Source organism: Hymenobacter sp. ISL-91 (assembly GCF_018613725.1).
In the GTDB taxonomy this organism is placed as follows: domain Bacteria; phylum Bacteroidota; class Bacteroidia; order Cytophagales; family Hymenobacteraceae; genus Hymenobacter.
The window spans coordinates 1-25,861 of sequence record NZ_JAGGPS010000042.1 but is presented as its reverse complement, the minus strand read 5'-3'; the positions used below and the strand labels follow the sequence as shown (position 1 = coordinate 25,861).

Genomic DNA, 25,861 nt, shown 5'->3' with positions numbered 1-25,861 from the left:
CTGTTAAAGCGACAATTTCGGCTTTTATTTTCGATTAACGGCAGTTTGGCACGGTAAAATAGCATAGGCGTATTCAATTCTTAAGCCTGTTTGCAGGCACCGGCATGCGTCGGCCCCTTCTATGCCCTTGAGTGCCGGCCAGGATTTATCGGATGTTCCATGCGGCGCAGTTGGGCAGGGCGGCGGCGCTGAGGCCGAGCCGGTAAGTGGTCAGGGGGTTGAGCGTGGCCCGCAGCCGGGCGGCGCCTTTTTGGTCAGCCTGTTGCTCCAGCACGGCCCCCAGCACGGCGCGGGCACGGGGCGGGGCTTGGCCAAGGGCCAGTTCCACGAGGCGGCTGCGCCGGGCAGGGGAGAGGCCTTTGATAAAGCGCTGCACCCGGGAGAGCACCTCGTCGGGCCGGGCGTCAGGAATGCGGCGCAGGTCGCGCAGCACCTCCAGCCACTGCAGCAGCGGCACATCGCTGGCCTGCTCCGGGGCCGGGCGCACCACGAACCCCATGCGCGGGGACCTGGTGCGGCGCGGCTTGGGAGTGGTAACCTGGAGCTGAGCGGGCACCTGGGTGGTTAGGCCCAGTTGGTTGTAGAGCGCGACGCCGGTGGGATAGGCTGCCACTTTGCCTGCCGGGGCCGTCAGCGTGCGCATCACGGCGCCCTCAGAAGGCTTTAGCGTGCCAAAGCGTCCCGTTTGCGGCCGGTAGTACTGCCCTTTGGCGTAGCGGGCCAGCAGTCCTTCCCGGCTCAGCCGGCTCAGGGCCGCGGCGACGGCACCGAACTGCGCCGGCTCTGTCACCAGGTCGGCATAGGTCAGCAGCTCGCCCGGCGGGTAAGCCAGCACCTGCTGGCGGACGCGCTGCATAATGGACTCGGACATGGGTAACGCGGGAAGTGGCGGGGCAGAAGTACGAAACGATGTCAAGTTTTTACATGTAAAAACTTGACATCGTTTAACCGACCGGTGTTCCTTTCGAGGGTGGCTGAGTGGCCCCTTGCACTTCGGCCAGCACCACGGCGATAATGTCGTGCACGGGCTCGTCGAGCAGGTCGGCCACGCGCAGCAGCTCGGCAATGGTGAGGGTAGAGGGGTCAGCCTCGCGCTGCTTAATGGTGCGGTAGGTCATGCGCAGGTGCTCCATCAGCTCGCGCTCGGTGAAGGTGAAGCGGCCGTGGCGCAGCAAGTCGGTAAAGCGGCGCGGCGCCCTGGTGGCGTCATCGGGGGACAGTGGGGGAGGGGAAGGCATAGGCAGCAAGAGAGTAAAGCAGTAAGTCGGGGGCTGCGGGACGATACCCCACCGCCCCCGGCCCCGCCCGGAACCGGACGAGGCGACAAGGTCAAGGTCAAGGTCAAGGTCAAGCGCTACTCCGGCACCTGCTCGAAGGCAGCGAAGTGCGGGTTCTGCTTCGCCTCCTCGGCCAAGGTGCGTTCCTCCCACTCCGTTATCTGCCGCATGATGTTGGTCAACCAGCGGCCCAGGCGGGCGGGGTCGGTTTCGGCCAGAATCCGGCCCGTGGCCGTGCGGCGCTGCTCCTCGGTAAAAGCGGGATGTTCCAGCAGGCGGGTCAGCTCAATGCGCTGCGTGGCAACGACGACCGTGGTCAGCGAAGGCAGGGTTTCCTGCCCCAATACCACCGGCGGCAGCGTGGGCAGCGCCGGGCGGGGCGACAAGGCGCCAGCCTCCACCCGGGGCGCTGGCTGCGCTTCCTCGCTGGCCACGACCTCCGCCGCGGCGGCGGGAGGCGTGCGCATGGGGTCGGGCTCGGTTTCGTCGGGGGTTGCGTTGCCGAGAATCAGCTCGGCGGCCCGCTGGGCGCGGCTGGCGGCCTGCACCACCAGCTTCTTATCCCCGCGCAGCTGCTCCAGCCAAAACTGCAGGTAGGCGGCGGTATTTTCCAGCGTCGCGCTGGGGTCCAGCCCCGCGTGACCACACAGAAAGGCGGCACCCATCTCGGCCGTTAGCTCCTCGCGGGCGTAGCTAGCGCGGCCGCTCGGGCGCAGGGCTTCGGCCAGGTCGGGGCGGTCCAGGCGGCTGGGGTGGCCGGTGGCGTGGGTCAGCTCGTGAAACAGGGTCGAATAGTAGGCTTCGCCGCTAACGAAGGTTTCCGGACGGGGTACGCTCACGAAGTCGGGACCGGGGGCGTAGTAGGCCTGGGCGCCGCCGTGCTCGATGCGGGGGCAGCCGGCCCAGTTGGCTACCAGGGCTTCAGCGGCGGCCAGGGGCTCGTGGGCGCGGTCCCGGGGCTGCTCGGGCAGGACGATGTCCACGCCTTCCACGTCATCGATGGAAAAGACGGTGTAGTACTTGATAAAGGGCGTTTTCTCTTCCTCACCGGTTTGCTTGTCGGTGCGGGTCGTGACGTTGTAGTAAATGGGGTAGCGCAAGAGTAGGAACAGAAATTCCCGTTAAGGCAGTTGAGCGAGCTGTTCTTCCAAGCTCGTCGGGTCGCGTAGCGGGCGCAGTTGCCCGGCGGCAATGCCCTCGGGCAAGGTAAAGTCGTAGCGGCCTAACATGTTGATGTGTTCGTGCAGCAAGGGCGAGAGCCGGGCCACATCACCCGGCTCCGGCGGTTCGGCCACGGCCTGGTGTTGTTCCAAGGCTTGTTGCAGATAGCGCGTATTCCACAGCACCAGGGCGTTGAGGACCAGGCCCAGCGCGCCCAACTGGTCTTCCATGCCCTCGCGGTAGCGCTGGCGCAATTCGCCTTTCTTGCCGTGGAAGACGGCCCGCGCCACCGCGTGCCGCCCCTCGCCCCGGTTGAGTTGGACCAGGATGCGCCGGCGGTAGGCCTCGTCCTGCACGTAGGCCAGCAGGTAGAGCGTTTTCTCCACCCGCCCGACTTCGGCCACGGCCCGCCCTAGCCCAGAGAGGGAGCCGGCCCGTTGCAGCGTGCGCATGACGGCCGTGGCCTTGACCTTGCCCAGTTTGAGCGAGCCGGCCAGCCGCAGCATGTCGTCCCAGTGGTCGGCGATGAGCCGGGTACTAATGACGTGGCGGCTCAACTCGTTGAGCTCGCCGTAGTCGTCCTCTTTCTGGAGACGCCAGAAACGCTGGTCCGGCAGGTCGGCTAACCGGGGACTGAAGCGGTAGCCCAGCAGCGAAAACAGGCCAAAGACCACGTCGCTGTAGCCGTGCGTATCGGCCATGATTTCCCGGGGGTCGAGGCTCGTTTGCTGCTCCAACAGCCCGGCCAGGATGAAGAGCGAATCGCGCAGGGTGCCGGGAATGACGATGCCGTGAAAGCCGGTGAACTGGTCGCTGGTGAAGTTGTAGTAGGTCACGCCGCGTTCCGAGCCAAAGTATTTGCGGTTCCAGCCGGCGTGAATCGTCCGCACGGGCACGACGAAGCGCATACCGTCGGCCGAGGCCACTTCCCCACCGCCCCAGGCCTGGGCCAGCGGCAGCTGCGCCTGGGCGTCGACCAGCCGGGCGTTGGCGGCCGTAAGCGTTTCTACCCGCAGGTAGTTTTGCTGCACCCACGAGAGGTGCGGCAGCGTCAGGGCCGGCACGTCGGCCCGGGCCACGGTCTTCAGGCCAATGTTACAAGCCTGGGCCAGCAGCACGGCGCAGATACTCAGGGGCAAATCGGCCGCTTTGGTCTGGCCGTCGGCGACGTGGGTAAAAGCGCGGGCAAAGCCGGTGAAGGCGTCCACTTCCAGCAGCAGGGCCGCCAGCTCCACCTGGGGCAGGCGCTGGGCCAGCTGCGCCCGCAGTGCAGGGAGGCCTTCCGACTCGGTTTGAGCCGCCAGCGCGCTGACGCTTACGTAGGGCTGCCCGTCTTGCTCAAGCACCTGCAGGGCCGTGTTGCGGGGCAGGTTCGTGCGGACTTCGGTGTAGGCCGCCGCCAGCTGCTGCTGCCAGCGGGCCAACTCGACCTGCGGGTCGGTGGAGCGCTCCAGGGCCCGGGCCACCGAGTCGCGGACCTGCTCCCAGGCCTCGCCCCGCAGCAATTCGGCCCGCGGGTCGCCGTAGCGCTCGCTGCGGCGCACGAATACGTCGCGGCGGCGCAGCGCCTGGTGCAGGCGCTCGACTACGCAGAGCGTGTAGGCGGGCGGGTGGACTTGGCCTTTGGCCGGAAATACCCGCCGCGCCCACCGGGGCGGCACGACCGTGCGCGGGGCAGCAGTCCACTTCGGGCAGCCCCGGCCGCCGGCTTCCTGCACCTGCAAAAAGCGCCAGGCGTCGAGCAGGGACTTGGCCGCGGGCGTGCCCTCAAACACCACCCCGCGCAGCAGCGCCGGCAGAAAGCGACGGACCGTGGCGTAGCGCGTGCTCAGGGCCTGTACCAACGGGTCCTCCGCGCTACGAGCCAATTCCTGCACGGCGTCCGCCGCCTGGCGGAGCGTTTCTGCGCTGAGACGGTCCAGCACGTGCTGGCGGAGTTCGGCGTCCGGTACGGCCTCGTCGAGGAGCAGGCGCACCGCTTGTTCCAGCACCAGGGCCGCTTGATCCAAGTCCTTGAGCGAGCGCAGGCGCTCGCGACGGCGGGTCGTTTCCCCGCTCAGGGCTAGCGTGGCCATCAGCCCGTCAAACAGGTCCAGGATGTCATCGGTGGCCGTGCGTTCGAGCGTTTGCGCGAACACGAGCAGTGTGGCTTGGCGGCGCTCCTCGCTCATGCGCAAAAGGGTCTGGGCCCAGGCGGACTGGGCATGCCGGGCCAGGCGCGCCAGCCGGGCTTCGGGCAAATCCTGCACGGGCACTTCACTCACCCCCAGGGCTCGAATCTGGTCCAGGCGGCGCAGGGCAGCCACCAACGCGGGGGCCGACACCCGGGTGGGGCCCGTGCGCAGCACCTCCAGCTGGGTGAGGCGCTCCCCCGGCCCCACCTGCAGCAGCGCTTCGAGGGCCGCTTGCTGCACCGGGCTCAGGCGGGCGCGCAATTGACGGTAAAGGTGACGGCCCGTGCGTTCGCGGACCCGGGCAATCAGGCGGGCCAGCACCGTGACGCCGGGCAGCACCACGCGCTGGGCCACCAGGTGCGCGGTCGCCAAATCAAAGAGCACGCTCGGCCGCACGGTGCTGGTGGCCACCTGGGCATAAAGCCAACGGGTAAGCCGAAAGGCCTGCCGGCCGTCAAACGAGTGGTACTGCAGGTACGCCTGAATCAGCGGCTGGTGCTCGTAGCTGGTGTTGGACCGGTCCCGATACGGCCGCAGCTGCTCGGGAGCCAGGCCGAGCTGGCTGGCCAGGGTCTGCACCACCACGGGGGGCACCTGCAGCGGGTCCACCAGAAAGGTGCCCAAAAAGCGCAGCGTCCCCAGCTGCACGGCGCAGCCCAGGCGGGTGTGCGGCAAACGCCGCGCCGCCAGAAACTGCTTATCGGCCGCACTCAGGTAGAAAAACCGGGTGAGTTGCTCCGGGCTGGGGTCGGCGTGGTACTGACTGTACCGGGCGGCTTGTTCGTCACTGAGAAATTCGACGGGCATACGCGGCGCTTACTGGCGGGCCGGACTGCCGCCCGTCGGGACGCCCAGGTAGGCGAGGTAGCGGTAAATGGTGGCCCGGCCCACGCCGAGCAGCTGCCCAATTTCGGCCACCGTCTTGTCCTGCTGCAGATAAAGGGTCTTCGCGGCCTGCGCTTTCGACAAGGCCTCTTTGGAAAGTCCCTTCGGCCGCCCCCCCTGCCGGCCGCGGGCGCGGGCGGCCGTCAGTCCTGCTCGCGTCCGTTCGCGGATGATGTCGCGCTCAAACTCAGCCAGCGAGGCAAACAGATTAAACATGAGCCGGCCCTGGGCCGTGGTCGTGTCCAGGTGGTCCTGCAAGCTGACGAAGTGGATGCCCTTGTCCTGAAAACCGGTCACCAACGTGACCAAGTCTTTGAGCGAGCGGCCCAACCGGTCCAGCTTCCAGACCACCAATGTGTCGCCCGGCCGCAGGCGGGTCAACAGGTGTTGAAGCGCTGGCCGCTCTTTCACGGACGACACTTTTTCCTGGGCCACCTCGGCGCACCCGTAGGCCTGCAAAGCATCGGTCTGCAGGTGCAGCTGCTGGTCAGAGGTACTGACGCGGGCATAGCCGAAAATCATAGGCGGTATTCTCAGGAAGTCAACGGGGGCAAAGATAGCGAGCCGTTGATTCGTGAGAACAGCATATGAGACATTTATTGCTAGCCTCAGGAGCCTTTCAAACTAGCGAGGTCACTGGGCCGAAAAAACGCCCGTTTTTCGAGACACCCCCAACTCGCCAGAATCCGACCCGGCGGCCCTAACGGGAATTTCTGTTCTTACTCTTGCGCTACCCCATATACTACGCTAAGAAGTCTGGTTCTTGAAAACAATCTATTTTACTGCTTTATAATATTCGGGGAATACCGTTTTTAGTAAATTAACAGCTGTAGCGCCAATATTATCGAAGGGTTTACTTTTAGTTTCGTACTCCACCAACAAAGGGTGAGTGGCTTTCAACAGCTTATGATGTTCAGCTTCTGTAGGCAACACTTGAATAACTTGCTTGATCTGGGCCTCGGTAAGCTTAAGCTTGCGTAGGCGCTGGGCTACACGCTCGTGTTGCGGAGTAATTGAAGGTTGCTCACACTGCTGGGCAGGCTCACCAAGTGGCAACTGTAGCTGACGCGACTGTAGCTTAGCAGCCACGTAGCTAATATGAAACTCCACAGAGTCAACGCTACGACCGACCTTATTCTCCACGACGGATATTTCGAAGTTCAGCTCGTTAAGTTCGGCCAACGAAGGTTTGAGTACATTTTTACGGTACTCTGAGTATTGCGGGTAAGCGGAACCACCTGTTGTCAGCCGACGCAACTCTTCCACTGCTACCGTATGTGGACTCTTGAACTTCCACATCTGCATAAGCCAGTAATAGCGATGCGTATTCACACTACGGATACTGAGTAAGTCGGCGACCTGGCCTAGTGTGAAGTTATCCACCAAGCTGGTCAGGTAAGGCATTACATCGGCCGAGAAGTATCCCGATACTGTACCGGCACCACTATCCAACTGTAAAGAATGCGCCAACGGCACCTTGTGATAATCCTGCTGGCGGTTAGGCATGGGCAAATCGATACGAATGGCATCTAACCCATCCAAAGCCGCATGCAGCAGTTTGTAGCCCCGGCCACCGATGGGTTGTTCTCCAACAAGATCGGCCAGCGGTACTACGATACGGTTGGTACCAGGATCATCGCGCCGTAGTCCACGCAACATGAGCACGAAGAGACGGGCCTCCATCAGTGTCATTGCCCATGGGCTATCTATGAGCACATTGCTTTGGGCAATAGTATCAGTAGCATGACGCAAGGATGCAGGTTTATTGAGATAGGAGGGAAGTACCTCTAAAAGTATCTCACTATCCTCACTAGATATCTGTGACTCTGCTTTCGCCTTACGCACGGCCTCATAGGCATCAAGCTGTGACTCAAAGTACCCGAGGCTCTTGGTCTTACCGTTCTTTCGGTACTGTCCCTTCCATTTACCACGCCGCTTATCAAAGGTAGTACCAGGTAGCTGTTTGTCAGACATAGCAAGCTGTTTTAGCAGACGCTAATGTATGATATTTTGAGATAGTATGTGAGATATTTTTTATTATTATCTCAAAGGTACTTCGTGCCTATCTCAAAGGTACTTCGTGCCTGTTTCGAGCTTGTAAATTATTGAAAGTCAAATAGTTAAATCGTCCTTAATTGTTAATAGATCAATTGTTTAATAATTGAATAGGATTCATTTTTTTAGAATTGAGTTTTTTTAAAGATTGCTATCAAGTGTATCAGCAAGACAAAGAGTATCCTTGACAAGTATCGGACATCCAAGCCGTAAAGATCAAATGAGTGTCAAGTTCAGCTTGGATGCTACCAAACTGCTCGTTCTGGTATAGTTGGCACTAAGGCGCGGAATCATGTACATACATTATTCCGCGCTTTTCCTCTCTATGAAGAAATTAAATGACAGTAAGGGGCTACACACAGCTACAAACTTGTATCAGACAGTTGGATGTTAAAAAAGCCAACTATCTGACGCAGGAACTATAAACCTGCAAATAATGGAGCCAATGGTACGTCGTAATAACGGCACAAAATGATGAGTGTCCGCATGGTTAGGTTTACTGGCTTTGCTTCTAATCGACCAATGTGTATTCCGGTGGCATCGTAAACCTCTTGTTGGGATAGGTGACGAGACAACCTTAATTGCTGTAAGCGTTGCACTAAGGTGCGAATAACACTGTCACTTGAGGCCTCCTCCATGCTTTTCGCAAGGTCAGGGGCTTGTGTCTGCTTGTCAATTACATATTTGTCATTATCTTAGCCTTAAGATTGTAAATCCCCTTGCCTAAGCATCCACTCTTTAGAAGAAACAATCTCTAAAACGTGGCCACGAGCCCTGATTCTACACTTGAATATGCGTTCAAATTCGACTCCAGACAACGATGAGAATGAGGGCAAAAAGGTCCCTTTGCACTGCCTGCCTAAGCCTACGGGCCGCACGCTACAGGCGATAATCGCCAGTCATATACGCCCTGATGGTGAACCAGGACTACCCGTACGCGAGCTCACCGCCGCCCTGCACATCGGCACTGAAAAGCTCAAGGTGGCCCGAATTCAGCCTGATTGCCTTTCGCTGGCGAGCTTGTTTGGGTTGGCCAACCGCATGGGCGTAGCCCCCGGCCAACTCGTAGCCGACGTCTTTCACCAGGTCGGCCAGCAACGCCAGAGCACCCACCCACCCGCGGCCCCTAAACCGCGCAAGCAGCGTGCCCGCCCAGCTACTCCTGGGCCGTCCCCGGACAAAGCAGCAAGCGAGGCCATGGTGCCGCAAACAGCCCTCCCTCCGGCCTTGTTCGAGGAGGCAGAAGTGGTTGCTGGCTCATCTGCTCTGGGTAGTGAGCCCCACCTGGACCCGTCCGTCACCAGTTTTGCCGCCAGCCCGGGTCGTGCAGTCGCCTATGCCGACGCCACGTTCCCACAACGCTCACGCGCCCTGGTCAGCGTGCAGCAGGAGTTAAGCGCCTATTTTCCGACTCTCCCGTGGTTGCGCTGGGCCAAGGCGCTGGACGCCCTGCAGCCGCAGTTGTGGGTGGAAGGCGAAGACGCGCCACAGGTAACGCTGGATCAACTGGCCCTGCAGCAACTGCTCCAGCGCCTGGCCTGCACCGAAGAGCTGGCCCCCCTGGAAATGACCATCCACACGGCGGCGTCAGGCTTGATGGCCCGCCGCCTGGCTAAGTATGCGTGCTGGGCCGTGCTGGCACTGGCTGAGCTGGAGCAACAGCCGACGGCCTACGGTGGCCGGGTGCGCGAGCTCATCTTCCGACTGGCCAGCGGCCATCCGACCGAGGAGGACGTGTTGGCCGCCTTCGGGGAGAGTATAGCGACCCTGAACAGCGGAGTCGAACCCCGGCCGGTCGAGCTGCTGCCGGGCTCCCCCGCCGTGATGGACCGCATCTGCCGGCTACGCGGGGCCCCTGGCGGGCCGGGCAAAACTGCCCGGCCCGCCAGGGGCCCCGCGTAGCCCGGCAGGCCATAGCCAATGCCCGGCTACCCAGCCCGCTTACGCAGCTACCCCTGTTCGTCCCATGGGCCATAGACTGCCTGACAGCCAATCAAACAGCCGAAACCCACCAGCCAACCTTCCCCACTTCAGCCACATGAGTTCTGCATCTATCCCCCCAGACAACCGCCCAAAACCAACCGAAGTCGCCCACACGAAGCGCCCGCCAAAGCCTTCGGGCCGGACGGTAGAAGAATGGATCTCTTCCTTCGATCGACCCGATGGCAGCCAGGGCGTACGCGTGCGCGAACTGGCGCGCAGCATGGGCATGGCTGCTGAAACCATCAAGGTGGCTAGGGCGAAGCCGGAGCTGCTCTCCCTGGCCAGCATTTTTGGGCTGGCCAAGAAGCTGGGCATAACGCCTGATCAACTCATCGCCGATATCTTTCATCAGGTCAGCCTTCGTAACGAACTGGGCCTGCTGAAAACCAGGCGCCGATAAGGCGGGCGCTCGCTTACGGGCGGTGGTTAACAGGTCGGTCCAACCGGCGCATGTAAGAGTTGGTCGGTTCCCCTTGCGTACCGGAAAGCCAGTAGAAGAGCCTAAACGGTCCGGTGAGTGGGGGAAGCATTCCGGGTACTGCTTGCTGGCTACATCAGCGGCTGAGCGAACGATACGCTCGCTGATAAGCCAGAAAAGCTGTTTTCGGCCCTCATTGCCCAGTTTGGAAGCGCGTATATGGGCTGCAAGCGCCGTGTGGACCGCCCTTTCAGCTAAGGCTACTACTGCTGCGCTCACATCCAGGCAGCGAAGAGTAGCGAGCAGCAGCAGGAAGGCAACAATCCGTACCAGGGAAGCAGAAGCCCACCGGTAGTCATCCGAAAAAATACTTTTCAGGGCGGGTTAACAGGTTGCGTCACCGTTGCCATGCCCCCCATCTGATGAGCCGCCAGCAGGGCAGGCAAAGCAGCCGGCCATTAGCCATTGCCAAGGCAGTAAGAGCTGGTCGGTCGGGGAGAAGCCCGTCAGCGAGTAGCGCGATTCCTCTATTACTGAACCCGCCGCCATGCCCACGCCTCGTTTTACCAGGTTAGCGGGCCTGTTCGAGGGCCTATTAGAGGCGGGAGCGCGAACCGCTACTTAGTTGGTGATAGCCCGTGTGGTGGGTAGCCTCGGGGCGTACCTGACCTACGCCGCTACCCGCCTGCCTGATACCGGGCGGGCCCTGGTCCTGATGGGCACGCTACGCGGGCTCGCTTGCTTGTTTGCGCGCGGCCGATGCGCTGGGCCTGGGTGGGGCCATGGCATCAGGCCGCCTGGTGCCGCTGCTGGAGCTGCTTGCAGTCCTGTTCTAAGCAGTGCCCGCCTGCCCCTGCTTGAGAAGCAGCCACCTGACGAAAGGGTGGGGCAGCCGATGAGACGACCAGGCACTTCCCCTCGTCCGTCGTCTCGTGCAGCCCACGTGGCGTTTAGCAGAACGGATGGGATAAAAGACCGACAGCAGCCACGCAGAAAGCCAAGCAATGAACCAGTAGTTGGTGCAATAACCCGTACTCAGATTGACCCGCGACGCACAAAAAGAAAAGCGCGCTGTGCGCATAGCACCACGCCATACAAAGAGCATAACCCAAAGAAAGCGGTGGTCTGTAGGCTCGAACCGGGAGCCATTCTGCTGATTGAACGCGTCGCCGAGCAGGCGGGGGAGGCCAAACGCCAGGTCGTCAAGCAGGTGCTTGGCCGAGCGCGGAGTAGCCTACGCGGCGTGACCATTGCGACCGCGTGAGAGGGGTAAGCCGTGCGAAAGCTTGAGCGCCTTGCGTAGCGGCTGGCAGAAGGCCGCGAGCCATTTCAGCACGGCAAGAACGAGCGGGGCGAAGTGCCCGGGTTTGTGAAAAAGAGCAGGACCTTTGGTCACTTGTCCGACTCCTGTGCTGAACCCGCTTATCAAGACTCAAGTGCCTGAGCAAAGTCGTGTAGCTACCCGACCTGGACAGACGGAGGAGCGTTAGTGGGGCCGAACGTCGCCCTCGCTCCAATCGTGCCGATGGCTGAAGTCGGCGCGGTGAGTAGTCGGGCAGTGAGCCAGCAAACAGCGCCACCTGGCGCGCCGTCCGTAGAAGCGGGCCACGAGAAAACAGAGTTAGCCGGTTGCGGGGTGGAGCCAGAAAGCGAAGCAACTACCAGCGCAACCCAGACGCGCGTAGGGGGGCGCTTAGCGAAGCTGGGGCGGAAGCCTCAGCTGCCTTAGGGTGGGCGGCTTTGCTGGCGGTGGGAGCCTGAAATAGTAGCATCCCCCCTTTACTTTTTGGGGAGGCGACTGCTACGCTAGCTCAGGGCAAAGGGGCATACGGTGGTGGAAAAGAACCGGTAGTGAGACGGGTCGGCGCAGTGATTGCGCGAGCTTATATTGCGCGAGCTTATCCAGCCTGTTGGGTTGGGTTATAACGGCCGGGCGAACGAAGGGATGAACAGAAATACGGTTGCGCTGAGTGCGAATCATCCGGGCAGAAAGGTAGCGCGAACTGCGCTCTTTGTTGGGCACGTGGTAGCAAGCAAGTACCCTTTCGGCGGCTCACGTTTGTTTTGGGCCGGAAGGGCTACACCGAGCTGTTCGACGTTAAGGTAGAAGTCGGGTATATCTACATGAGCGGGAAAAGAAAGGGCAGTGGACGATGCTTCGTGCTTCCCCACGGAAGGGCAAGCAGACAATAACCAGCCGCCGTTGGAGCAGGGGTTACGCAGCGTCGGGAAGGTAGCTGGGGTGGTTGAGGGGCGCAAGAAAAGAGGGAGGGGGCAGTCGCTTATTGACCTCATACTTCCTGATTTTTCCTGCCTTGGTCCAGGCGGCCAGCCGAGGGCGGGTGCATCGTTTACGGATGACTTTCTTTGGGGTGAGCGCGTGGTGTGCTGACGGCTGGACGAGCTAACAGGTGGGGCGAAATCAATTGGCTTTAGATGCTTCTGCTACTTCAACCCAACTCAGCAAACGCGTTGCCTAGTTGGGTAAAGCGTAAGCAACGTCAGCCACTTGTGATGATTTACTTTTTGCAGGATCACGAATTCCGTATCAGGATTTTCGGCGCTGATTTTCGGGTTGGGTACGTCTATCCGGGAGTGAAAAAACGAAAGGTGGGCGAGGTAATCCTTTCGCATAAAGAAGCTAGAGGTTGGACCTAAGAGTTCGATAGAAGCCAGGGCGGCAAGGACAATCTTTACGCAATCAGAGGCGTGGGAATCAGGTGCTTTTTACCCTGCTGGCCATGTGATTTTCCTGAACCAACGTGAGGGACAGAGCTTAAAGGCAGGCTGAAAAACAAGGCGCGTGGTTGTCGACTGGGTGTGAGTTGTGCAACTGGAAGATGAGCGGAGTTTAGTAGAGGAAATGTGAAAGCAGGCCGGCGTTTTGCTGATTGGAAACCGGGCGGGAGAGTCGGTGATGATGGCCGGTTGGGATAGTAGGGTCAGGTCAAAGTCAGCAGCCACAAACAGGAGCAGCAGAAGCCTAAGACGTGTACGGTGAGGGCAAGGTCAGGCGAAGGGTAGGCAGGCGAATAGAGGTAGCTGGAAGCAGGCAAGGCTGGTATAGAGGTGCGGAGGATAGCCAGCGATAGGAGAGCCGGCAAACGAAGCGGTAGGAGAGAAGTTGAGGGGGCAGAGAGTAGCCGAAGTAGCCCAGCAGTCCCAGAAGCAAAACAACGGGCAACATAGCAACGATTCCGACCCGATACCATACCTTACGAATCAAGGTGGGTAGCAGCCTAGTACCGGATTCACGAAGCAGTAGTAGTAGTTAGCAGGAGGAGGGGCTACCGCCTGCGCTACCGCGCTGATTACCAGGCACTAACAGAGTCAGTGCATTAGAATAGATATTAAGTTATTGGCTATCAAATTATTTGCCCTTAGAATAGGCATTTATAAAGGTCTTAAATAATCATATTTATCATGTAGTTACAATATAACCTTAGAAATTGACTTAGACAACTGATTTACAAATCATTCACCCTTAGTATAGCACAGATGCAGATGCCTGAAAACTCTAAGAGGCCGGCTAAGCGGCGAGCTGATGCGGCAGTAGTAAGAAAGAAAAATCACGGTAGCGGAACTGCTATTTGGGTGGATGAAGAAACCAACCAGATGGTAGCTAATGCAGCTATGAATCTCGGAAAAAGCAAGAGTGCCTATGTCGTTGCAGCCGTCCACTACTTCGCTGAGAAAGGCCTAGACCCGACGCAAGAGCAGGCTCCAGGGCTGGCGGAGGTTACGGAAAAGCTGGCGTCTCTTTCGATAAAAGTGGACGGGATGCAGGAGACGGCCCGCAAGCAAAGTGCCGACATTGGCAACCGGGTGGTGGGTATGTGGCGCACGCTCGAAAAGAACCTGTACACGCACCTGGCCACGCAGCAATCAGCTACGAATTTGTACCTGGAAGCCATCGAAGAAAACCTGCTGGGCAAGTTGGCCGCCACCGAGTCGCAGCTGCTTTGGCCGCTGATGGAGCGCGTGCTGGCGGGGGCGGGAAATGGACTGATTGGCCGCAGAATGACGGCCGAGTTACTGAAACTTATGGGCGAACTGGTACCGGATTCTAAGGTGCCTTATTCCGTTCGCAATGAATTTAATCAGGAGCTAACGGAGATGTTGGACAGGAAAGTTGTAGAGCAATCGCGGGAACTGTTGGAAGGACTAAAGCTGACGGAGAGAGTCAGAACCAAGCGGCCAACTGTAACAGTCGCGCCGCCCTCGGCTCTGCCGCCACCCAAGCAAAAGCCGGCAACGGATACGCCCCCGGCGTATCCGTAACTTATCCACCAGTGCTGACGAAAATATCACCTAGCACCAGCCGAGGTTTGCCGCTGGAACGACGGGTTTTCTGCTGAGTTAGGTACTTCTTTTTGCCGGAGAGGCGGACTGTTTTTCTCTTATTCCCTTCCACTAGCTCATGCTTTACGCCAAGGTTCTAAACCCGGCCACCAACGGGAAAAAAGTGTACGGCAACACTGGGTCGGTACGCCGAGCTACCAACTACCTGGAGCAGGAAGCCAAGCAGGCCGGCCAGCCCGGAGCCGAGTTCTTTAGCACCGAGGCGGCGGGCAAACTCAGCGCCGACGACGTAGTGCAGCTACTCGACAACAACCACAAAGGGCTGGGCAAAGACGCCGTAAAGTTTCACTCGTTGGTGCTCAGTCCCGACCAGGAGCAGCTGGCATTGCTGGGCAACGCCCCGCAGAAGTTGCAGGAGTTTACCCGCGCCGCGATGGAGCTATACGCCGGCAACTTCAACCTAAAAGGTGGGCGGGAGCCGGGCGAAAAGGATTTGATTCGGGCGGCTACCATTCACACTGAGCGCAAGAACCGAGGCACCAATGAAGGGAGCCAGGGAGAAGAAAAACCTGGCCTGCAAACCCATATTCACGTCGTCGTTAGTGCCCGGGACCGCGAACAGAAAATCACGCTCAACCCGCTGGGTACCGCCGACCGATTCAACCGGGTTTCCTTCCAGGCCGCCGTGGGAATCGAGATGGAAGTGGCCGTGGGGCGAGTCAGCATCGGCACCGGACTGGAGGGAAAAGCCCGGCGCCAGGCACTTGAAAGCGAGCGGGCCCAGGACATTCAGGGGCGGGCCGCCAAGACAAAAAAAGAGCTAACCCCAGAGCAGATTGCCAAGAAGGATGCGCGGCTAAACGTGCTGGTAGCCCGCGTGAACGGTAAGCTCCCGGACGGCTACAAACTCGAAGTGGAGCAAGTAAAAGAAGTGGCCCGCGAGCGGAAATATGACGACGTTTTTTATAGAAAGCTGGGACTGATTGAGCGTAACGCCGAGGCTGGTAAGCTCACCATTGAGCCCTACGAATATTTGAGAACCGGCCGCGCGCAGAAGGGTACGCAGCTGACAGACTGGGAGCCACAGCCGGCCCCGCCGCCACTGACCAATCGACTCCGCGAGCGGCTGAGCCCGCCCCGGAATCCAAGTGTCGGCTCGTCAGTTGACTCCATCGAGCGCCGGATAAACCAGCTGGCCAGCGCACTCAAAACATCCAGCAAAATAACGGACGTGCGGAGTGAACAGGAACGCGCCCGCGACTATGAGCAGGAGATGTAAGTGGCTAAGCAGGCGGACTACTATAAGTTCTTTGCCCACACCAATTCGTCATACTATGTGTGGCTGGAATTGGATGGCTAACAGCTGCAAAGTAGTTTTGGCCGGTTCCGTAGCGCACCGGCATCGATGAGAAACAAGAAAGTGGGGATGTGAATGTTCGCACGCTTGGCTAGGGATAAGACAGCTTAACACGAGTTGATCAGGCGGAGCATTTCTGCCAGCGGCCTTACATCAGTTGTATTTAGTGTCCGACCAACGTTTTGCCTATCGGCAACTGGCGTAAACACTGAAGCCAACCCCGAGCTACAACGGAATTTATTGTTCACATAAACGACCCTTTTCTTGAACGCTCAGGGAAAACCCAAAATGCGCTCTAACTGCTGCTGTATGCGGGCTTGGGCGAGCTGGTACTCGTCACGTGGAAAAGTGGCCGTTATTTGTTCTGCCTGCTGTTCCATAAACGGCAGAACAAACCAGAGCAACGTCACGAAACGAGCAGGCAACAACGCGCCTTCCTCCACCTGCACCCGCATTAGGGTGGTCACAAACGCACCGTAGAGAGCATGGTCAAAGACCCCTCCGCGCAAGCACCCGAGAAAACCAGTTTCGATTTCCCAAACGGCCTCCAATTCGTCCAGATATAGGTCTTCCATCGCAGCCCGAAGATAAAGGCGATGCATTGAAGGAACGCGTAGCTTGGTGCTGGTTCCTCTCGAGGACAGAGTAATGCTCGCAATTCTGAACACAGTGCGTTTACCTTGCCACCGCTGCCTTGAACACTTTGTAACAGTTTTTATGAGTCCTGTAACTGTTCCCCTTCACCTATTTATTCCAGCAATTCTTAGTTTTCTTATCCTTATATGGATATTTGCCAAGAGAAAAGTGATACTTGGGAAGCGAGATGGCAAAGCTACTTGGATTGCCTTGGCAATGTTTATTACACTTTACGGGCTAATTGTTGGCGTAGCAACCTTTGATGACATAAAATATCAAATTGAGATGAATAGCTTCGATTTGGATGAAGATGGCTTCTTTAGTGGCAAGGAAATTACGATCGAACAAGAAGAAGCAGCGAAGAATTTGACACACGACACGGGGAGAAATTTTTCATTATTTACAGGATTCATCCTTGCATCATTGGTGGCACTGCCAACATATATTACACTCAAGGCAGCATTAAGAAAGAAACCGAAGCAAAGGTCAGGTTTGGCACATCACCTTGACGCTTAGAGCAGTGAGTGGCTCCTGTTGAATGGCAGTGCGTGATGGCTTCATGAAGTCGAAAGTAGCCAACTGAGCCTTCAATGTAGCCAATAGGTCCTTTCACCAAACGGCCGCGGTTACCTTCGGACCGTTTAAGTAAACCACGGCGCCTCTGCGTAGGGGCCCGAAACGCAGTCCCGTCAGCGGGATGCCTGACACAACACCCGCCCCTGGGCTACGGTCGCGGCAAAGTGCCCTCGTTCCACTCCCATAACTTGCAAGTCCTCAGCGGCGGCGGCAGAGGGCACCCAAAACACACGGGGGTTAGCGCGGAGAAACTGTCGTAGCGTCGGGAAGCAGCCGTAGGCAATGCCCTGGGAATTGGTTAAGTCCATCAACACGGGTTGCCCAGTGGGCAATTGCTGCAAAAAGGCGGGCAAGGAGCCATCGTTCACGTAGTTGTCGTACAACACGCCGTGCACCCGCACCTCGAACGGCGCGGTGGCGGTGATTTCGCAGGGCAGCCCGAAATCGAAATACCCTTCCAACTGCTCGAAGTATTCCCGCTGCGCCAAGGTCTTGTATTTGCGGCGGGCCAAGGCCAAGACCGCCTCGACCAAGCGGTGCTCGGCCGGGTCGCGGGCTTTGCGGGGCGATTGAAAACTAAACGCATTGCGCGCACCGTCTTGCGCGACGGCATTGTGCACCCAAATGCCGTCCGTCATCAGCTGCTCCCGGGTTCTCATCTTCAGCAGCGGAACGCTGTCCAAAGCCGTGAAGAAACCCTGCAGGTCCTGGGGGGTGAGGGCCACGCTATCGGTAAACACGGGGTAGCGCACCGTGTCCGTCGGTTCGGGCCGGTGGTAGCGGGTCCACCGCAAGCACCCGGTGCCCAGCTGGGACCGGACCACAAACGTGGCGTCATCCAGGAAAGAGGGCTCAAATTGTCCGACGTATACAAACGACTGGGGCAAGGGGGGCGGAACCGAATAGGCGGAAGCAAACAGCAGCCCGCACGAGGCGAAGGAAAGCAGCAAGTGACGATGCATGGCCGGAAGGTAGTGCGAGCGAGTGTAAGTCTTCCCAACGATGTATGAGCAGCGATTTATTCGCTTCTTCAATTGAACAGAGCGCGTTCACCTTGGGACCGTTTTAGTAAACACTGAGATAATGCCTGTGCCGTTTGACTCTTCCTTCCTGCATGATGCTACCCTGGTGAGCCTTGAGCTGGCGTGGGGAGATGGAGAAGTTATATTTTACCTGCGCACCGGTAACAACCCTGATTTTCGGTTGACGGTGAGAGAAGTAACGGCTGTAACAGCAACGAGAAATTTCGAGTGGGGACCGAGTGGTTCGGTCAATACCGTGACGGTGTCCGAGCAGGCCGTCATTGTAGAAATGCAAAGCGGAGACACCATTACTATTACCGGACGGTTCAAGGCACAAGTGTAGGGTGTTCCTCGTCTACCGTCTGACCTTTATTTGAACAGGTAGCAAGCACGTTAGTACCGCAAGGTTGAAATAGTGCTAGGTTGTGTCCAAACGAGACCTTGGTTCGCTATGAAGTACTCCATCCCCGAGCAACTCATTCGCCACGCTTTTTTCTTTTCAGTGTGGTGTTTGGAGCAGTGCCACGACATGGCGCGCTACCATCGCCAGGTGGCCACGTTGAGCCAACTGCCCGAAGGCACGGTTGGCCGCGAATTGGCGGCGTGCTTGCTGGCCCGGGACTTGACGTTGGTGCCCGGCTTTGAAAGCCATGACTTAAAGCACGTGGTGCTGGCGTATGAGTTGGAGCCGGTAGGCGAAATTCGGATGCAAGCCTTTATGCTGGGTAACGGCAACTGGACCTTGCCCAGCTTCCTGATTTTTTTGTTTGGGCTGCTGCTCTTGCCCCAGCACTGGCGCTTGTTTCGGCAAGATTATCATGCTGGACAACGCTGTGTGCCGCTTGCTACCCTGACCATTGAGGCGTGTCAGCACCAATCACTCCAGCAGCTTCGAAGCTGTCTGTTCAGTCGGTACCAAGAAGTGAAACTCATCCACCAGCCCAACCTGCACCTCCGCTTGAGCTGGCTGGGCAGCTACGGAGTAATGGCCGTGGGCATCGCGGCGATGCTGTTTTGTTACCCCTTTCTGTGGTCCGCCGACCTAGCGGACTTAGTAGGAGCCGGTTTTCCGTTTGTCGCCGGGGCTATTTTGGTCGTCGGGGGCTTACTCAACCTGACCTTGCAGGCCCACCTTCGCACCAAAGAAACGAGTGCCTAATCAGATTATACTCTCCTTTTGCCGGACCCACCGTTTGCGTGAACGTAAGTTTGGCTCCTCGCTTTTTCTGTGACTCCTGCGCTCATGTTCTGGTTTCGACGTTTAGGCATTGCTCTTCTACTCCTCGCCGCAGTGGCCGCGGCTGTCGTGGCGCTTGATGGGGCCTGGGCGTTCGACCGGCCCTTGGACGAGAGCGCCGGCGCGGCCGTTTTCCGCCAACCGGGCCTGCGCCTGCGTGTGGTCGAGTCGCACAACGTGCTGGGCTTCGACCTAATGGATACCCACGAGCTGTGGGCCTACACGCCCACGGCCCCAGTGCACGCGGCGCTGGGCGCGGGCAACCCGCTGCCGCGCCTGCGGTTCCCCGGACCTGACCGGTCGGTTTTGGGAAAAGATAGCCTGGGATGGCGGCCGACCGGCGGAGCGGTCCACCCCCTGGCACGGAGCCTGGCCACGTCCCCAGCCTTGGAGCGATGGCCCGGCAGCCGGCGATTTGCGCGCCACGAGTACCTGAGCCACTCCGGCAATGCGTACGCCACCTACACGGACGGCGCGGGTGGGGCCTATCTCTACGTGTGGGCACCAGCTGAGCAACGGCTATACGTCGTGTTCGACAGCCGCGGCGCGTTCTACATTGAACCCTAGTCTTAGCTCAGTTCGTGATAATGCTCCTATGATTTAATGGCGCTCGTTCACCTTGCCACCCTTTGAATGAACGAGCAGCGAAAGAGAGATATGTGACTAATAGCGCACATCAAATCGTCCTTGCCGAAGCACGACGTACTGCCTCGGTGTGGCATTGGTCTGTAACTCGCCTTCGAAGGTGCCGGCCACAATTCGCCGCAGGGTATCGATGTGGCTGAGCACCACCGTGGCCCGGGGCTGCGACTGGGAACAATAGGAGACATTGTGCCACGGGTCAAACAGCTGCAGGGTACTCCAACTGGCGGGTTCGGCGCATGCCTGCAGGGCATACGTGCCGCGCCGTAAGGGAACAGCCAAGTTCAGGCGCAGTTCGTGGGCCACCCCGTTGAGTAGCAAGGTGGCTTCCACCGTCAAGCGGTGCCGGGAAGCATCGGTCGCCGTCGTATCGGTGCGGTAATCGGCCCGGCAGTCGTGCCCGCGGCGCGGGGCGGCCCGGTACCGCACCCCCTCGGTCGCGACCGGTCCGTCAGCGCTGACCCAGCAACCCAGGGTGTTGGCCCCGGCGTGCGAGGCGGCCGGCACGGTTTCCGGGGCGTCCGGGCGCGGCGGGTCCACCCGGGTCCGCCACGCGTCGCGCTGGCGCCGCCAAACAGCGCGCGCATGGACTTGCAGCCGGGCGCGTAAGCGCCGGTGCACGGCCGAGTCCCCGCTTAAGGCCAGTTGCTGCCGGAAAAGCTCCCAACGAAGAAATTCCCCGGGCTGGGTGGGTTCCGCCGCACGCCACGACGCGTCCAGCCCGTGCGGGCCCGGGTCGGAGCCGGCCCACTGCAGGCCGGGGCCCAGTTGCGTAATCAGCACGGTCCGCGTCTGCCAAGGCAAGGAACGCGGGGCGGGTTGGTCCAGGGCGGTGCGCCGTTGGTTGACGACGCGTTGGCGCCCCCGGCGAAACACGACCTGCGACGTGCGCCACTCCCCGTCGTCGGCAAAGAGCGTTTTCACGGGCCGCAGGCGGTGAGACCAAGGCCGTGTCTCCGGCGTTGCCAGCGCCCAGAGGAGGGTAGCGGCCACGACCGGTCCCCACAACAGCCACGGCACGGCCGTCCACAGCCCCCGCAGCCGGGGCCAACGGCTCCGCAGCAGACCACAGGCGGGCACAGCCAGGGCCCAAAGGCCCCAGCGGGGTGCGTTTTCCAGCGGCAGGGGCACGAACTCCAGGGGCGTGAACAGGGTCAAGCCCACGAGTCCCGCGCAGGCCAGCCACACCCGAAGCACCCACTTTGTCCGCAACAGGCGTAGAACATTCATGTAGAGGATAGCCCGCCCTAAAAACGGGTCAGAAAGGGATGTTAAACTTACGCTCGTTATTCTATTCGGACTGTTTCAGTGAACAGGATCCGGTCGGAAGAGTATCTTTCGCCGGTTGTTGCACGTGCGTTGTTCGCACGCCCTTTCCCAACGCCTCCGCCTCGCCTTATGACACGCTTCTACCGCGGTGCCGGGCGCACCACTCTGGCCTTGGCCAGTCTTATGTCCGTGCTGGCCGCCCAAACGCCCGAGGGCAACGCCATTGCCCTGCTGACGCTCAACCAGCCCCCCTGCGCCACCTTGACTCCCCAGTCGGTGATTCGGGCCAAGCTGGCCTACCGCTTGGCCGACGCTGAGCGATCGGTCCACGGCTTTGCCGTCTCCATCAAGTTTCAAAGCACCAACCCGCGGATGACCTTCTCCGACGGCCTGCAAGGCTATGCCACCATCACGGCCCGCCACGACACGCTCACGTTGAGCTACCCCGTGTCCGCCATCCGGCGCAACAACCTCCTTCAACGCCCGGTGACCTGCTATTTCTACCTGCACCGCAACACCGGCCCTGGCCGTAGTGTGGTCTTAGCTAAAACCGGGGCGATTACTTTTCAAGAGTGCCAATAAGCCCTTGGCGCGAAACCCTCCTGTTTCAAACACAGAGCGTGTACCTTCGGACCCTTTTCGTGGAATGCTTTTTCTTTAGGGCAACCTATTAAAACAAAGCCTTACCCCCCGACATGGCCTTTTTTTCGCCACCACCGACCAAGTCTCTGGTCGAATGGACGAAGTATCTGCTGAGCCTTCTCTGTATTGGATTCCTCGCCTGCTTTTTCGTAAAGTGCAGTGTGGACGAAATCAGCCTACTTGCCCATTGGGATTACGGCATTGCCCACGTCACAGAATTAACCCGCGTTAAAGGCGAAATGCACATCGGTTACTGGTATGAGGTCGCAGGCGTCCGGCATACGAGAGGAAGTATTTGGGATGGGAAAGCCCGACCTGGGGAGCGGTACGTAGTGCGTTACGGAACCTTCAGCCCCGACGGCAACGATTTCTTGTATAAGCGGCCCATTCCCGACAGCATTACCGAAGCCAGTGGAAACCGGTGGAAAGCTTTCCTGCGGCATTCGCATTACCACCCGCCCTACATTCCTTACCATGCAATTATGGGCCAGCCTTAAACGCTAATAACTTCAGGCAGCTCCATGAGAGCACCCGGGAAATCTGCTTTGCTTGTTTGTTATACTAAAAGCAATGTTCTAATATTGACCTCAATAACGTCTACCTATCCTCCTGCTTGCTTTAGGCGGGCAGTCTATCTACTGCGCTTCAGCCGCGCCTTTGGGCTACTGCAACTGTTTTCTACTGTGCATTAGCTTATCCAACGCTCCCTTCTATTGCCAATAGGCTTGCTTCGGCAACCCACTGTTTTCGAGCAGCCTTATCGGTTGCTCTGTTGCCAGGTGTGTGCGCGGCATTACTGGCTAACTGACAAATCAGTAGCGGCCGATTCACAAAAGTCAACAAGACCATTGCCTCGCCTTCGACAATCAGGGCCCTGACCAGGTATGCCGGTGCGCCTTACCCTTCCGCTTACAGGACGCGGTAGGTGATTGCCGCGCCAACTCAATGGTTCCAAAGAAGCTGAACATTCCTTACCAGCAACCTTCCCGTCTCACTGATAGCTGATTATTTGACTAATACCTCTCCTCTCCCACATATGATGCCCAGAAATGCCAAGCGTGGAATCCGATTCTACGGTGGGGTAACCAGTGCCCGCGTCCTTCTCATCTTCGCCGCAGTGCTCGGTCTGCTTGGCTTGATGCCTATGGTAAGTGCTGCCCAGCCTGTGGCGCCTGCCGCCTTGCCCCCACACCTGTTAAACCACAACCTGCTGCCCCCTTCCCCGGAAGCAGCGGCGCTGGGTCGTTATGGTGAAACGCCAGTTAGCCTCTATACTGGAGTGCCTTCAATCAGCATTCCTCTCTTTACCATGCCCGGTCGCAACGTTTCGGTGCCGCTGTCTTTACAGTACCATGGTGGTGGCGTACGCCCTGATCAAGTAGCTCCCTGGACGGGCATGGGCTGGACGCTTAACGCCGGGGGGGCCATTGTCCGTACCTGCCGCGGTATTGATGACTTTGACGCATTCGGCTATCCGACGCATTCGGCCCCGCTGCCTATACACATTGGGGCGGAATGCTATAACAACGCGACCGATGGGACGGGGCAAGATCCGCTTAACTACTATGAATATCTGAAAGCAGTGTTTGAAGGCAGGCAGGACACGCAGCCTGACCTTTTTAGCTTTAACTTCATGGGTTATAGCGGCAAGATCATCTTTGATCAGTTCGGGACGCCTCACGTAACCCCATCGCAGCCGCTCAAAATTGTCTCGCCGCTTACTTCTGCTACCGGCGGGTGGGAACTAACTACGCCCGATGGTACCCGCTATACCTTCACGGCTAGCGAGATCACAAACCTGGGCAATGATGGTGAGTCATCGGGCTCTAAGTCCGGTGCCTCCTCATGGTTTTTGACTCGCATAACGACCGCACAACATGAGATAGTGGATTTTTTCTACCATGATTACACTACGCATATCAACTATCTCTATACAGATTCCAACCACCCCCTGGGTGTCCCTGCCCTGAGCAGTCAGACGGTGATTGATGGGGGTAAGCATCCTTTGCTGTGTGATGAGTGCAGACCTAATGAACAAACCGCTAATCGTCCTACTACGCATATTAGAGGAAAATATTTACGGCGTATCGTCTCTGCTACGCATCGGGTGGATCTAATCAGTTCCTCTAACCGGCCAGACCAGCCTGGGATGCGCCGGTTGGAGGCAGTGCGTTTCAATTCTCTGCTTGACAGCGCCCGCTACCAAGAAGTGCGCTTTCAGTACGGGGACTACGCCGCGCCGGCAGACCGGCTATTCCTTTATCAGGTACAGCGTTTGGGCATGGAGACCGATGGGCGCCAAACAACGGAGCCACCGTACCGGCTGAGCTATGTTCCACCATATCATACGGTCATCGATTTCGCCGGCCCAGCGCGGGGAACACATGCTATCGATCGTTGGGGCTACTACAACGCCGCCCCCAACCAGTTTCCTTTCCCCCGGGATAATCATCAGAACCGGCAGGTGATGGCCGCCGTCTCCCGGGAAACGAATCCGGCTACGGTGACTTTTGGCCTGCTTAAACAAATTCAATACCCAACCGGGGGCACGACTACGCTGGAGTTTGAATCCCATGATTTCAGCAATGCGAATGAACTCTCCTATACGGAAACCCAGCTTCAACGTACGGCCTGTGTTGCGACAGCCGGGGCCACAGATTGCGGGAGTCAAACCGAAACCATTGATTTCGAACTAACGCACCAGCAGGAGGTGAGCTTTAGATCGGTTATCTTACCTAACGACGATAATGGGCCCGCTACTGAGTTGGACGGCTATGGTGACCTATTCGACGCGACGGGCAAGCTTATTGACCGAATTCCGTATTTGGCAGGACAGGCTTCAGGAGCCGAAACGCGCAGGATTTCACTAGCTCCCGGGCGTTACCGGCTGCAGGTCATCGCATCGCTGGAACGTTCCCTGCAAGTCCATATTACGGCCAGCTACGCCCACCGGCAGTACACGGGCAGAAAGTGGCGCGGTGGTGGTACCCGCATCAAAAGTATCAGCACATACGATGGGCTCGACCACCGGCGTGATCAAGTAAAGCACTACTACTATGATACTGATGACCATACCGTTTCCACCGGCAAGCTTATTCATCAGCCCATCTTTCACTCCACTTTTAGATATAATACTCTTCCCCAAGTAGGAAGTAGTGGTACTGGCTGTTCGTTTCTGCTGCAGAATGGTGGAATTGGCGGTCAATACACGTGCCACTACGTCGTGCATTTCGCGGAAGATATCGAGGCCGGTAATGGCAGCGCTCAAGGTAGCGCCGTTGGCTACGACACGGTAAGTGTCGTGCAGCGAAGTGCTGAGCAAACCACCCGCACGACGTCCGTTTTCTACAACTTGGCTGCGCAGCAGATAGATCTAAGTGATCAAGGAAATATAAATCAAGGCTTTATCTCTACTGATTATCACGAGCAAAATGGCCAGGAACTGCTCACCCTGGATTATGTCGTCCGGGATGGCGGCGACCCCTTCCGGGCAGCTGATATCCGACTAGTACGGCGGCTAACAAAGGAATACGGGCTCGATTCCATTCCGAATAAAAAGATTCCGGGTCTGTCCATCGGCGGAAGCTTAGGCGAAATACCGCAAACCTATTATCTACCCTGCCGGGGGGCGGTACTACAAGGCTACTTTACAACCGTTGGCTGGTGGCCGCTGACCCGAACGGAAGAAACCCGCTACGAGGAAGGTAGCCGCCCTTTCACGACGACTACGCGCCTGCTCTACCGCTCCAGTGCACACTATCAACCGTATAGTCAGGAAACGACCATTTCCGGTAACCAGACTCGTAGCACCCGCTACAAGTACGCCGCCGATTATGCCTCTACTGCTGACCCCGGGATCCGACAGTTGCAGGAACGCTTTATGGTCACTACGCCAATTGAAACGCAACAGTGGCTACAAAAGCCCGATCAAGCGGCCAGCTGGTTGAGTGGGCTGCTAACCAAGTTCTTCATGACATCTGATGGACTGGTCGTTCCCCAGCGCGTGTACCAGACTAACATAGCTGCTCCTTTGCCGGGGCCAGTAGAGCCTCGCTCACCAGCCGGTTACACCGCTCTGTTCCCCGCAACCGGCACTTAAGTAGTCATGCAAAAGTAATCGTGTATTGTTTGCCGACGTTGGTTAAGACGTCTTCGAGTCGTTGGAGCAGGCTTTGGTCGGTGGCATAGTCTTGTGGCCTTATCCAGTAATGCTTGCAGCGGTGCC

The 25,861-nt window shown here is 58.6% G+C and carries 21 protein-coding genes; 11 read left to right on the top strand and 10 right to left on the bottom strand.

Features of this window, described 5'->3' with window-relative positions:
* Nucleotides 1–145: 145 nt before the first annotated feature.
* The 7 genes from J7E24_RS15855 to J7E24_RS18030 form a co-directional block, all read right to left on the bottom strand.
* On the bottom strand, nucleotides 146–871 hold the full coding sequence (locus J7E24_RS15855; protein WP_111480584.1) for a DUF6088 family protein: 726 nt from the start codon (nucleotides 869–871) through the stop codon (nucleotides 146–148).
* Between the two features lie 73 nt (nucleotides 872–944).
* The gene (locus J7E24_RS15850) at nucleotides 945–1,238 is read right to left on the bottom strand and encodes a hypothetical protein (RefSeq protein ID WP_190786163.1); all 294 of its coding nucleotides are present in this window, start codon (nucleotides 1,236–1,238) and stop codon (nucleotides 945–947) included.
* 116 nt (nucleotides 1,239–1,354) lie between these two features.
* Nucleotides 1,355–2,377: a zincin-like metallopeptidase domain-containing protein gene (locus J7E24_RS15845; RefSeq protein ID WP_215139102.1), complete on the bottom strand. Its 1,023-nt coding sequence runs from the start codon at nucleotides 2,375–2,377 to the stop codon at nucleotides 1,355–1,357.
* Between the two features lie 21 nt (nucleotides 2,378–2,398).
* On the bottom strand, nucleotides 2,399–5,419 hold the full coding sequence (locus tag J7E24_RS15840; protein WP_215139101.1) for a Tn3 family transposase: 3,021 nt from the start codon (nucleotides 5,417–5,419) through the stop codon (nucleotides 2,399–2,401).
* A gap of 9 nt (nucleotides 5,420–5,428) precedes the next feature.
* Complete coding sequence (locus J7E24_RS15835; protein WP_092744068.1) at nucleotides 5,429–6,019, bottom strand: recombinase family protein; 591 nt, start codon at nucleotides 6,017–6,019, stop codon at nucleotides 5,429–5,431.
* 252 nt (nucleotides 6,020–6,271) lie between these two features.
* Complete coding sequence (locus J7E24_RS15830) at nucleotides 6,272–7,471, bottom strand: replication initiation protein (RefSeq protein WP_215139100.1); 1,200 nt, start codon at nucleotides 7,469–7,471, stop codon at nucleotides 6,272–6,274.
* A gap of 500 nt (nucleotides 7,472–7,971) precedes the next feature.
* On the bottom strand, nucleotides 7,972–8,190 hold the full coding sequence (locus tag J7E24_RS18030; RefSeq protein WP_215139099.1) for a helix-turn-helix domain-containing protein: 219 nt from the start codon (nucleotides 8,188–8,190) through the stop codon (nucleotides 7,972–7,974).
* A gap of 154 nt (nucleotides 8,191–8,344) precedes the next feature.
* Between J7E24_RS18030 and J7E24_RS15820 the strand changes: the two genes are divergently transcribed.
* The 4 genes from J7E24_RS15820 (at nucleotide 8,345) to J7E24_RS17705 (ending at nucleotide 15,534) form a co-directional block, all read left to right on the top strand.
* Nucleotides 8,345–9,454: a hypothetical protein gene (locus J7E24_RS15820; RefSeq protein ID WP_215139098.1), complete on the top strand. Its 1,110-nt coding sequence runs from the start codon at nucleotides 8,345–8,347 to the stop codon at nucleotides 9,452–9,454.
* Nucleotides 9,455–9,590: 136 nt separating this feature from the next.
* Entirely contained in the window at nucleotides 9,591–9,935 is a 345-nt protein-coding gene (locus tag J7E24_RS15815) for a hypothetical protein (RefSeq protein WP_215139097.1), read from the top strand.
* A 3,522-nt stretch (nucleotides 9,936–13,457) separates the two neighbouring features.
* A complete protein-coding gene (locus J7E24_RS15810; RefSeq protein ID WP_215139096.1) occupies nucleotides 13,458–14,234 on the top strand; it encodes a hypothetical protein in 777 nt (258 codons plus the stop codon).
* A gap of 139 nt (nucleotides 14,235–14,373) precedes the next feature.
* Nucleotides 14,374–15,534 (top strand): DUF5712 family protein, encoded by a 1,161-nt coding sequence (locus J7E24_RS17705; protein WP_251047234.1) that lies wholly within the window; start codon nucleotides 14,374–14,376, stop codon nucleotides 15,532–15,534.
* 350 nt (nucleotides 15,535–15,884) lie between these two features.
* Here J7E24_RS17705 and J7E24_RS15800 read toward each other — a convergent pair whose 3' ends face one another.
* Entirely contained in the window at nucleotides 15,885–16,187 is a 303-nt protein-coding gene (locus J7E24_RS15800) for a hypothetical protein (protein WP_215139095.1), read from the bottom strand.
* Between the two features lie 142 nt (nucleotides 16,188–16,329).
* Here J7E24_RS15800 and J7E24_RS15795 point away from each other — a divergent pair, with 142 nt between their 5' ends.
* The gene (locus J7E24_RS15795; RefSeq protein WP_215139094.1) at nucleotides 16,330–16,764 is read left to right on the top strand and encodes a hypothetical protein; all 435 of its coding nucleotides are present in this window, start codon (nucleotides 16,330–16,332) and stop codon (nucleotides 16,762–16,764) included.
* A 173-nt stretch (nucleotides 16,765–16,937) separates the two neighbouring features.
* On the opposite strand, the gene J7E24_RS15790 is transcribed toward J7E24_RS15795, so the two are convergent.
* Nucleotides 16,938–17,786, bottom strand: a complete 849-nt coding sequence (locus J7E24_RS15790) for a hypothetical protein (protein ID WP_215139093.1) — start codon at nucleotides 17,784–17,786, stop codon at nucleotides 16,938–16,940.
* A 121-nt stretch (nucleotides 17,787–17,907) separates the two neighbouring features.
* On the opposite strand from J7E24_RS15790, the gene J7E24_RS15785 reads away from it, so the two are divergent.
* From J7E24_RS15785 to J7E24_RS15775, 3 genes are all read left to right on the top strand, one after another.
* Entirely contained in the window at nucleotides 17,908–18,189 is a 282-nt protein-coding gene (locus J7E24_RS15785) for a hypothetical protein (protein ID WP_215139092.1), read from the top strand.
* A 108-nt stretch (nucleotides 18,190–18,297) separates the two neighbouring features.
* Entirely contained in the window at nucleotides 18,298–19,005 is a 708-nt protein-coding gene (locus J7E24_RS15780) for a hypothetical protein (protein ID WP_215139091.1), read from the top strand.
* A gap of 84 nt (nucleotides 19,006–19,089) precedes the next feature.
* Nucleotides 19,090–19,650 (top strand): hypothetical protein, encoded by a 561-nt coding sequence (locus J7E24_RS15775; RefSeq protein ID WP_215139090.1) that lies wholly within the window; start codon nucleotides 19,090–19,092, stop codon nucleotides 19,648–19,650.
* A 96-nt stretch (nucleotides 19,651–19,746) separates the two neighbouring features.
* Here J7E24_RS15775 and J7E24_RS15770 read toward each other — a convergent pair whose 3' ends face one another.
* Nucleotides 19,747–20,649, bottom strand: a complete 903-nt coding sequence (locus J7E24_RS15770) for a hypothetical protein (protein ID WP_215139089.1) — start codon at nucleotides 20,647–20,649, stop codon at nucleotides 19,747–19,749.
* A 474-nt stretch (nucleotides 20,650–21,123) separates the two neighbouring features.
* Between J7E24_RS15770 and J7E24_RS15765 the strand changes: the two genes are divergently transcribed.
* From J7E24_RS15765 to J7E24_RS15755, 3 genes are all read left to right on the top strand, one after another.
* Nucleotides 21,124–21,576, top strand: coding sequence for a hypothetical protein (locus tag J7E24_RS15765; RefSeq protein WP_215139088.1), 453 nt, complete (start codon nucleotides 21,124–21,126; stop codon nucleotides 21,574–21,576).
* Between the two features lie 113 nt (nucleotides 21,577–21,689).
* Nucleotides 21,690–22,133, top strand: coding sequence for a hypothetical protein (locus J7E24_RS15760; protein WP_215139087.1), 444 nt, complete (start codon nucleotides 21,690–21,692; stop codon nucleotides 22,131–22,133).
* Nucleotides 22,134–22,753: 620 nt separating this feature from the next.
* Complete coding sequence (locus tag J7E24_RS15755; protein WP_215139086.1) at nucleotides 22,754–25,735, top strand: hypothetical protein; 2,982 nt, start codon at nucleotides 22,754–22,756, stop codon at nucleotides 25,733–25,735.
* Nucleotides 25,736–25,861 lie beyond the last annotated feature (126 nt).

Bases quoted from the DNA above. Each gene is read 5' to 3' on its own strand.
- J7E24_RS15820 (WP_215139098.1), top strand. From the start codon at position 8,345: ATGCGTTCAAATTCGACTCCAGACAACGATGAGAATGAGGGCAAAAAG.
- J7E24_RS17705 (WP_251047234.1), top strand. From the start codon at position 14,374: ATGCTTTACGCCAAGGTTCTAAACCCGGCCACCAACGGGAAAAAAGTG.
- J7E24_RS15790 (WP_215139093.1), bottom strand. From the start codon at position 17,786: ATGCATCGTCACTTGCTGCTTTCCTTCGCCTCGTGCGGGCTGCTGTTT.
- J7E24_RS15780 (WP_215139091.1), top strand. From the start codon at position 18,298: ATGAAGTACTCCATCCCCGAGCAACTCATTCGCCACGCTTTTTTCTTT.
- J7E24_RS15810 (WP_215139096.1), top strand. From the start codon at position 13,458: ATGCCTGAAAACTCTAAGAGGCCGGCTAAGCGGCGAGCTGATGCGGCA.
- J7E24_RS15835 (WP_092744068.1), bottom strand. From the start codon at position 6,019: ATGATTTTCGGCTATGCCCGCGTCAGTACCTCTGACCAGCAGCTGCAC.
- J7E24_RS15775 (WP_215139090.1), top strand. From the start codon at position 19,090: ATGTTCTGGTTTCGACGTTTAGGCATTGCTCTTCTACTCCTCGCCGCA.
- J7E24_RS15840 (WP_215139101.1), bottom strand. From the start codon at position 5,419: ATGCCCGTCGAATTTCTCAGTGACGAACAAGCCGCCCGGTACAGTCAG.
- J7E24_RS15800 (WP_215139095.1), bottom strand. From the start codon at position 16,187: ATGGAAGACCTATATCTGGACGAATTGGAGGCCGTTTGGGAAATCGAA.
- J7E24_RS15855 (WP_111480584.1), bottom strand. From the start codon at position 871: ATGTCCGAGTCCATTATGCAGCGCGTCCGCCAGCAGGTGCTGGCTTAC.
- J7E24_RS18030 (WP_215139099.1), bottom strand. From the start codon at position 8,190: ATGGAGGAGGCCTCAAGTGACAGTGTTATTCGCACCTTAGTGCAACGC.
- J7E24_RS15795 (WP_215139094.1), top strand. From the start codon at position 16,330: ATGAGTCCTGTAACTGTTCCCCTTCACCTATTTATTCCAGCAATTCTT.
- J7E24_RS15830 (WP_215139100.1), bottom strand. From the start codon at position 7,471: ATGTCTGACAAACAGCTACCTGGTACTACCTTTGATAAGCGGCGTGGT.
- J7E24_RS15850 (WP_190786163.1), bottom strand. From the start codon at position 1,238: ATGCCTTCCCCTCCCCCACTGTCCCCCGATGACGCCACCAGGGCGCCG.
- J7E24_RS15815 (WP_215139097.1), top strand. From the start codon at position 9,591: ATGAGTTCTGCATCTATCCCCCCAGACAACCGCCCAAAACCAACCGAA.
- J7E24_RS15760 (WP_215139087.1), top strand. From the start codon at position 21,690: ATGGCCTTTTTTTCGCCACCACCGACCAAGTCTCTGGTCGAATGGACG.
- J7E24_RS15785 (WP_215139092.1), top strand. From the start codon at position 17,908: ATGCCTGTGCCGTTTGACTCTTCCTTCCTGCATGATGCTACCCTGGTG.
- J7E24_RS15765 (WP_215139088.1), top strand. From the start codon at position 21,124: ATGACACGCTTCTACCGCGGTGCCGGGCGCACCACTCTGGCCTTGGCC.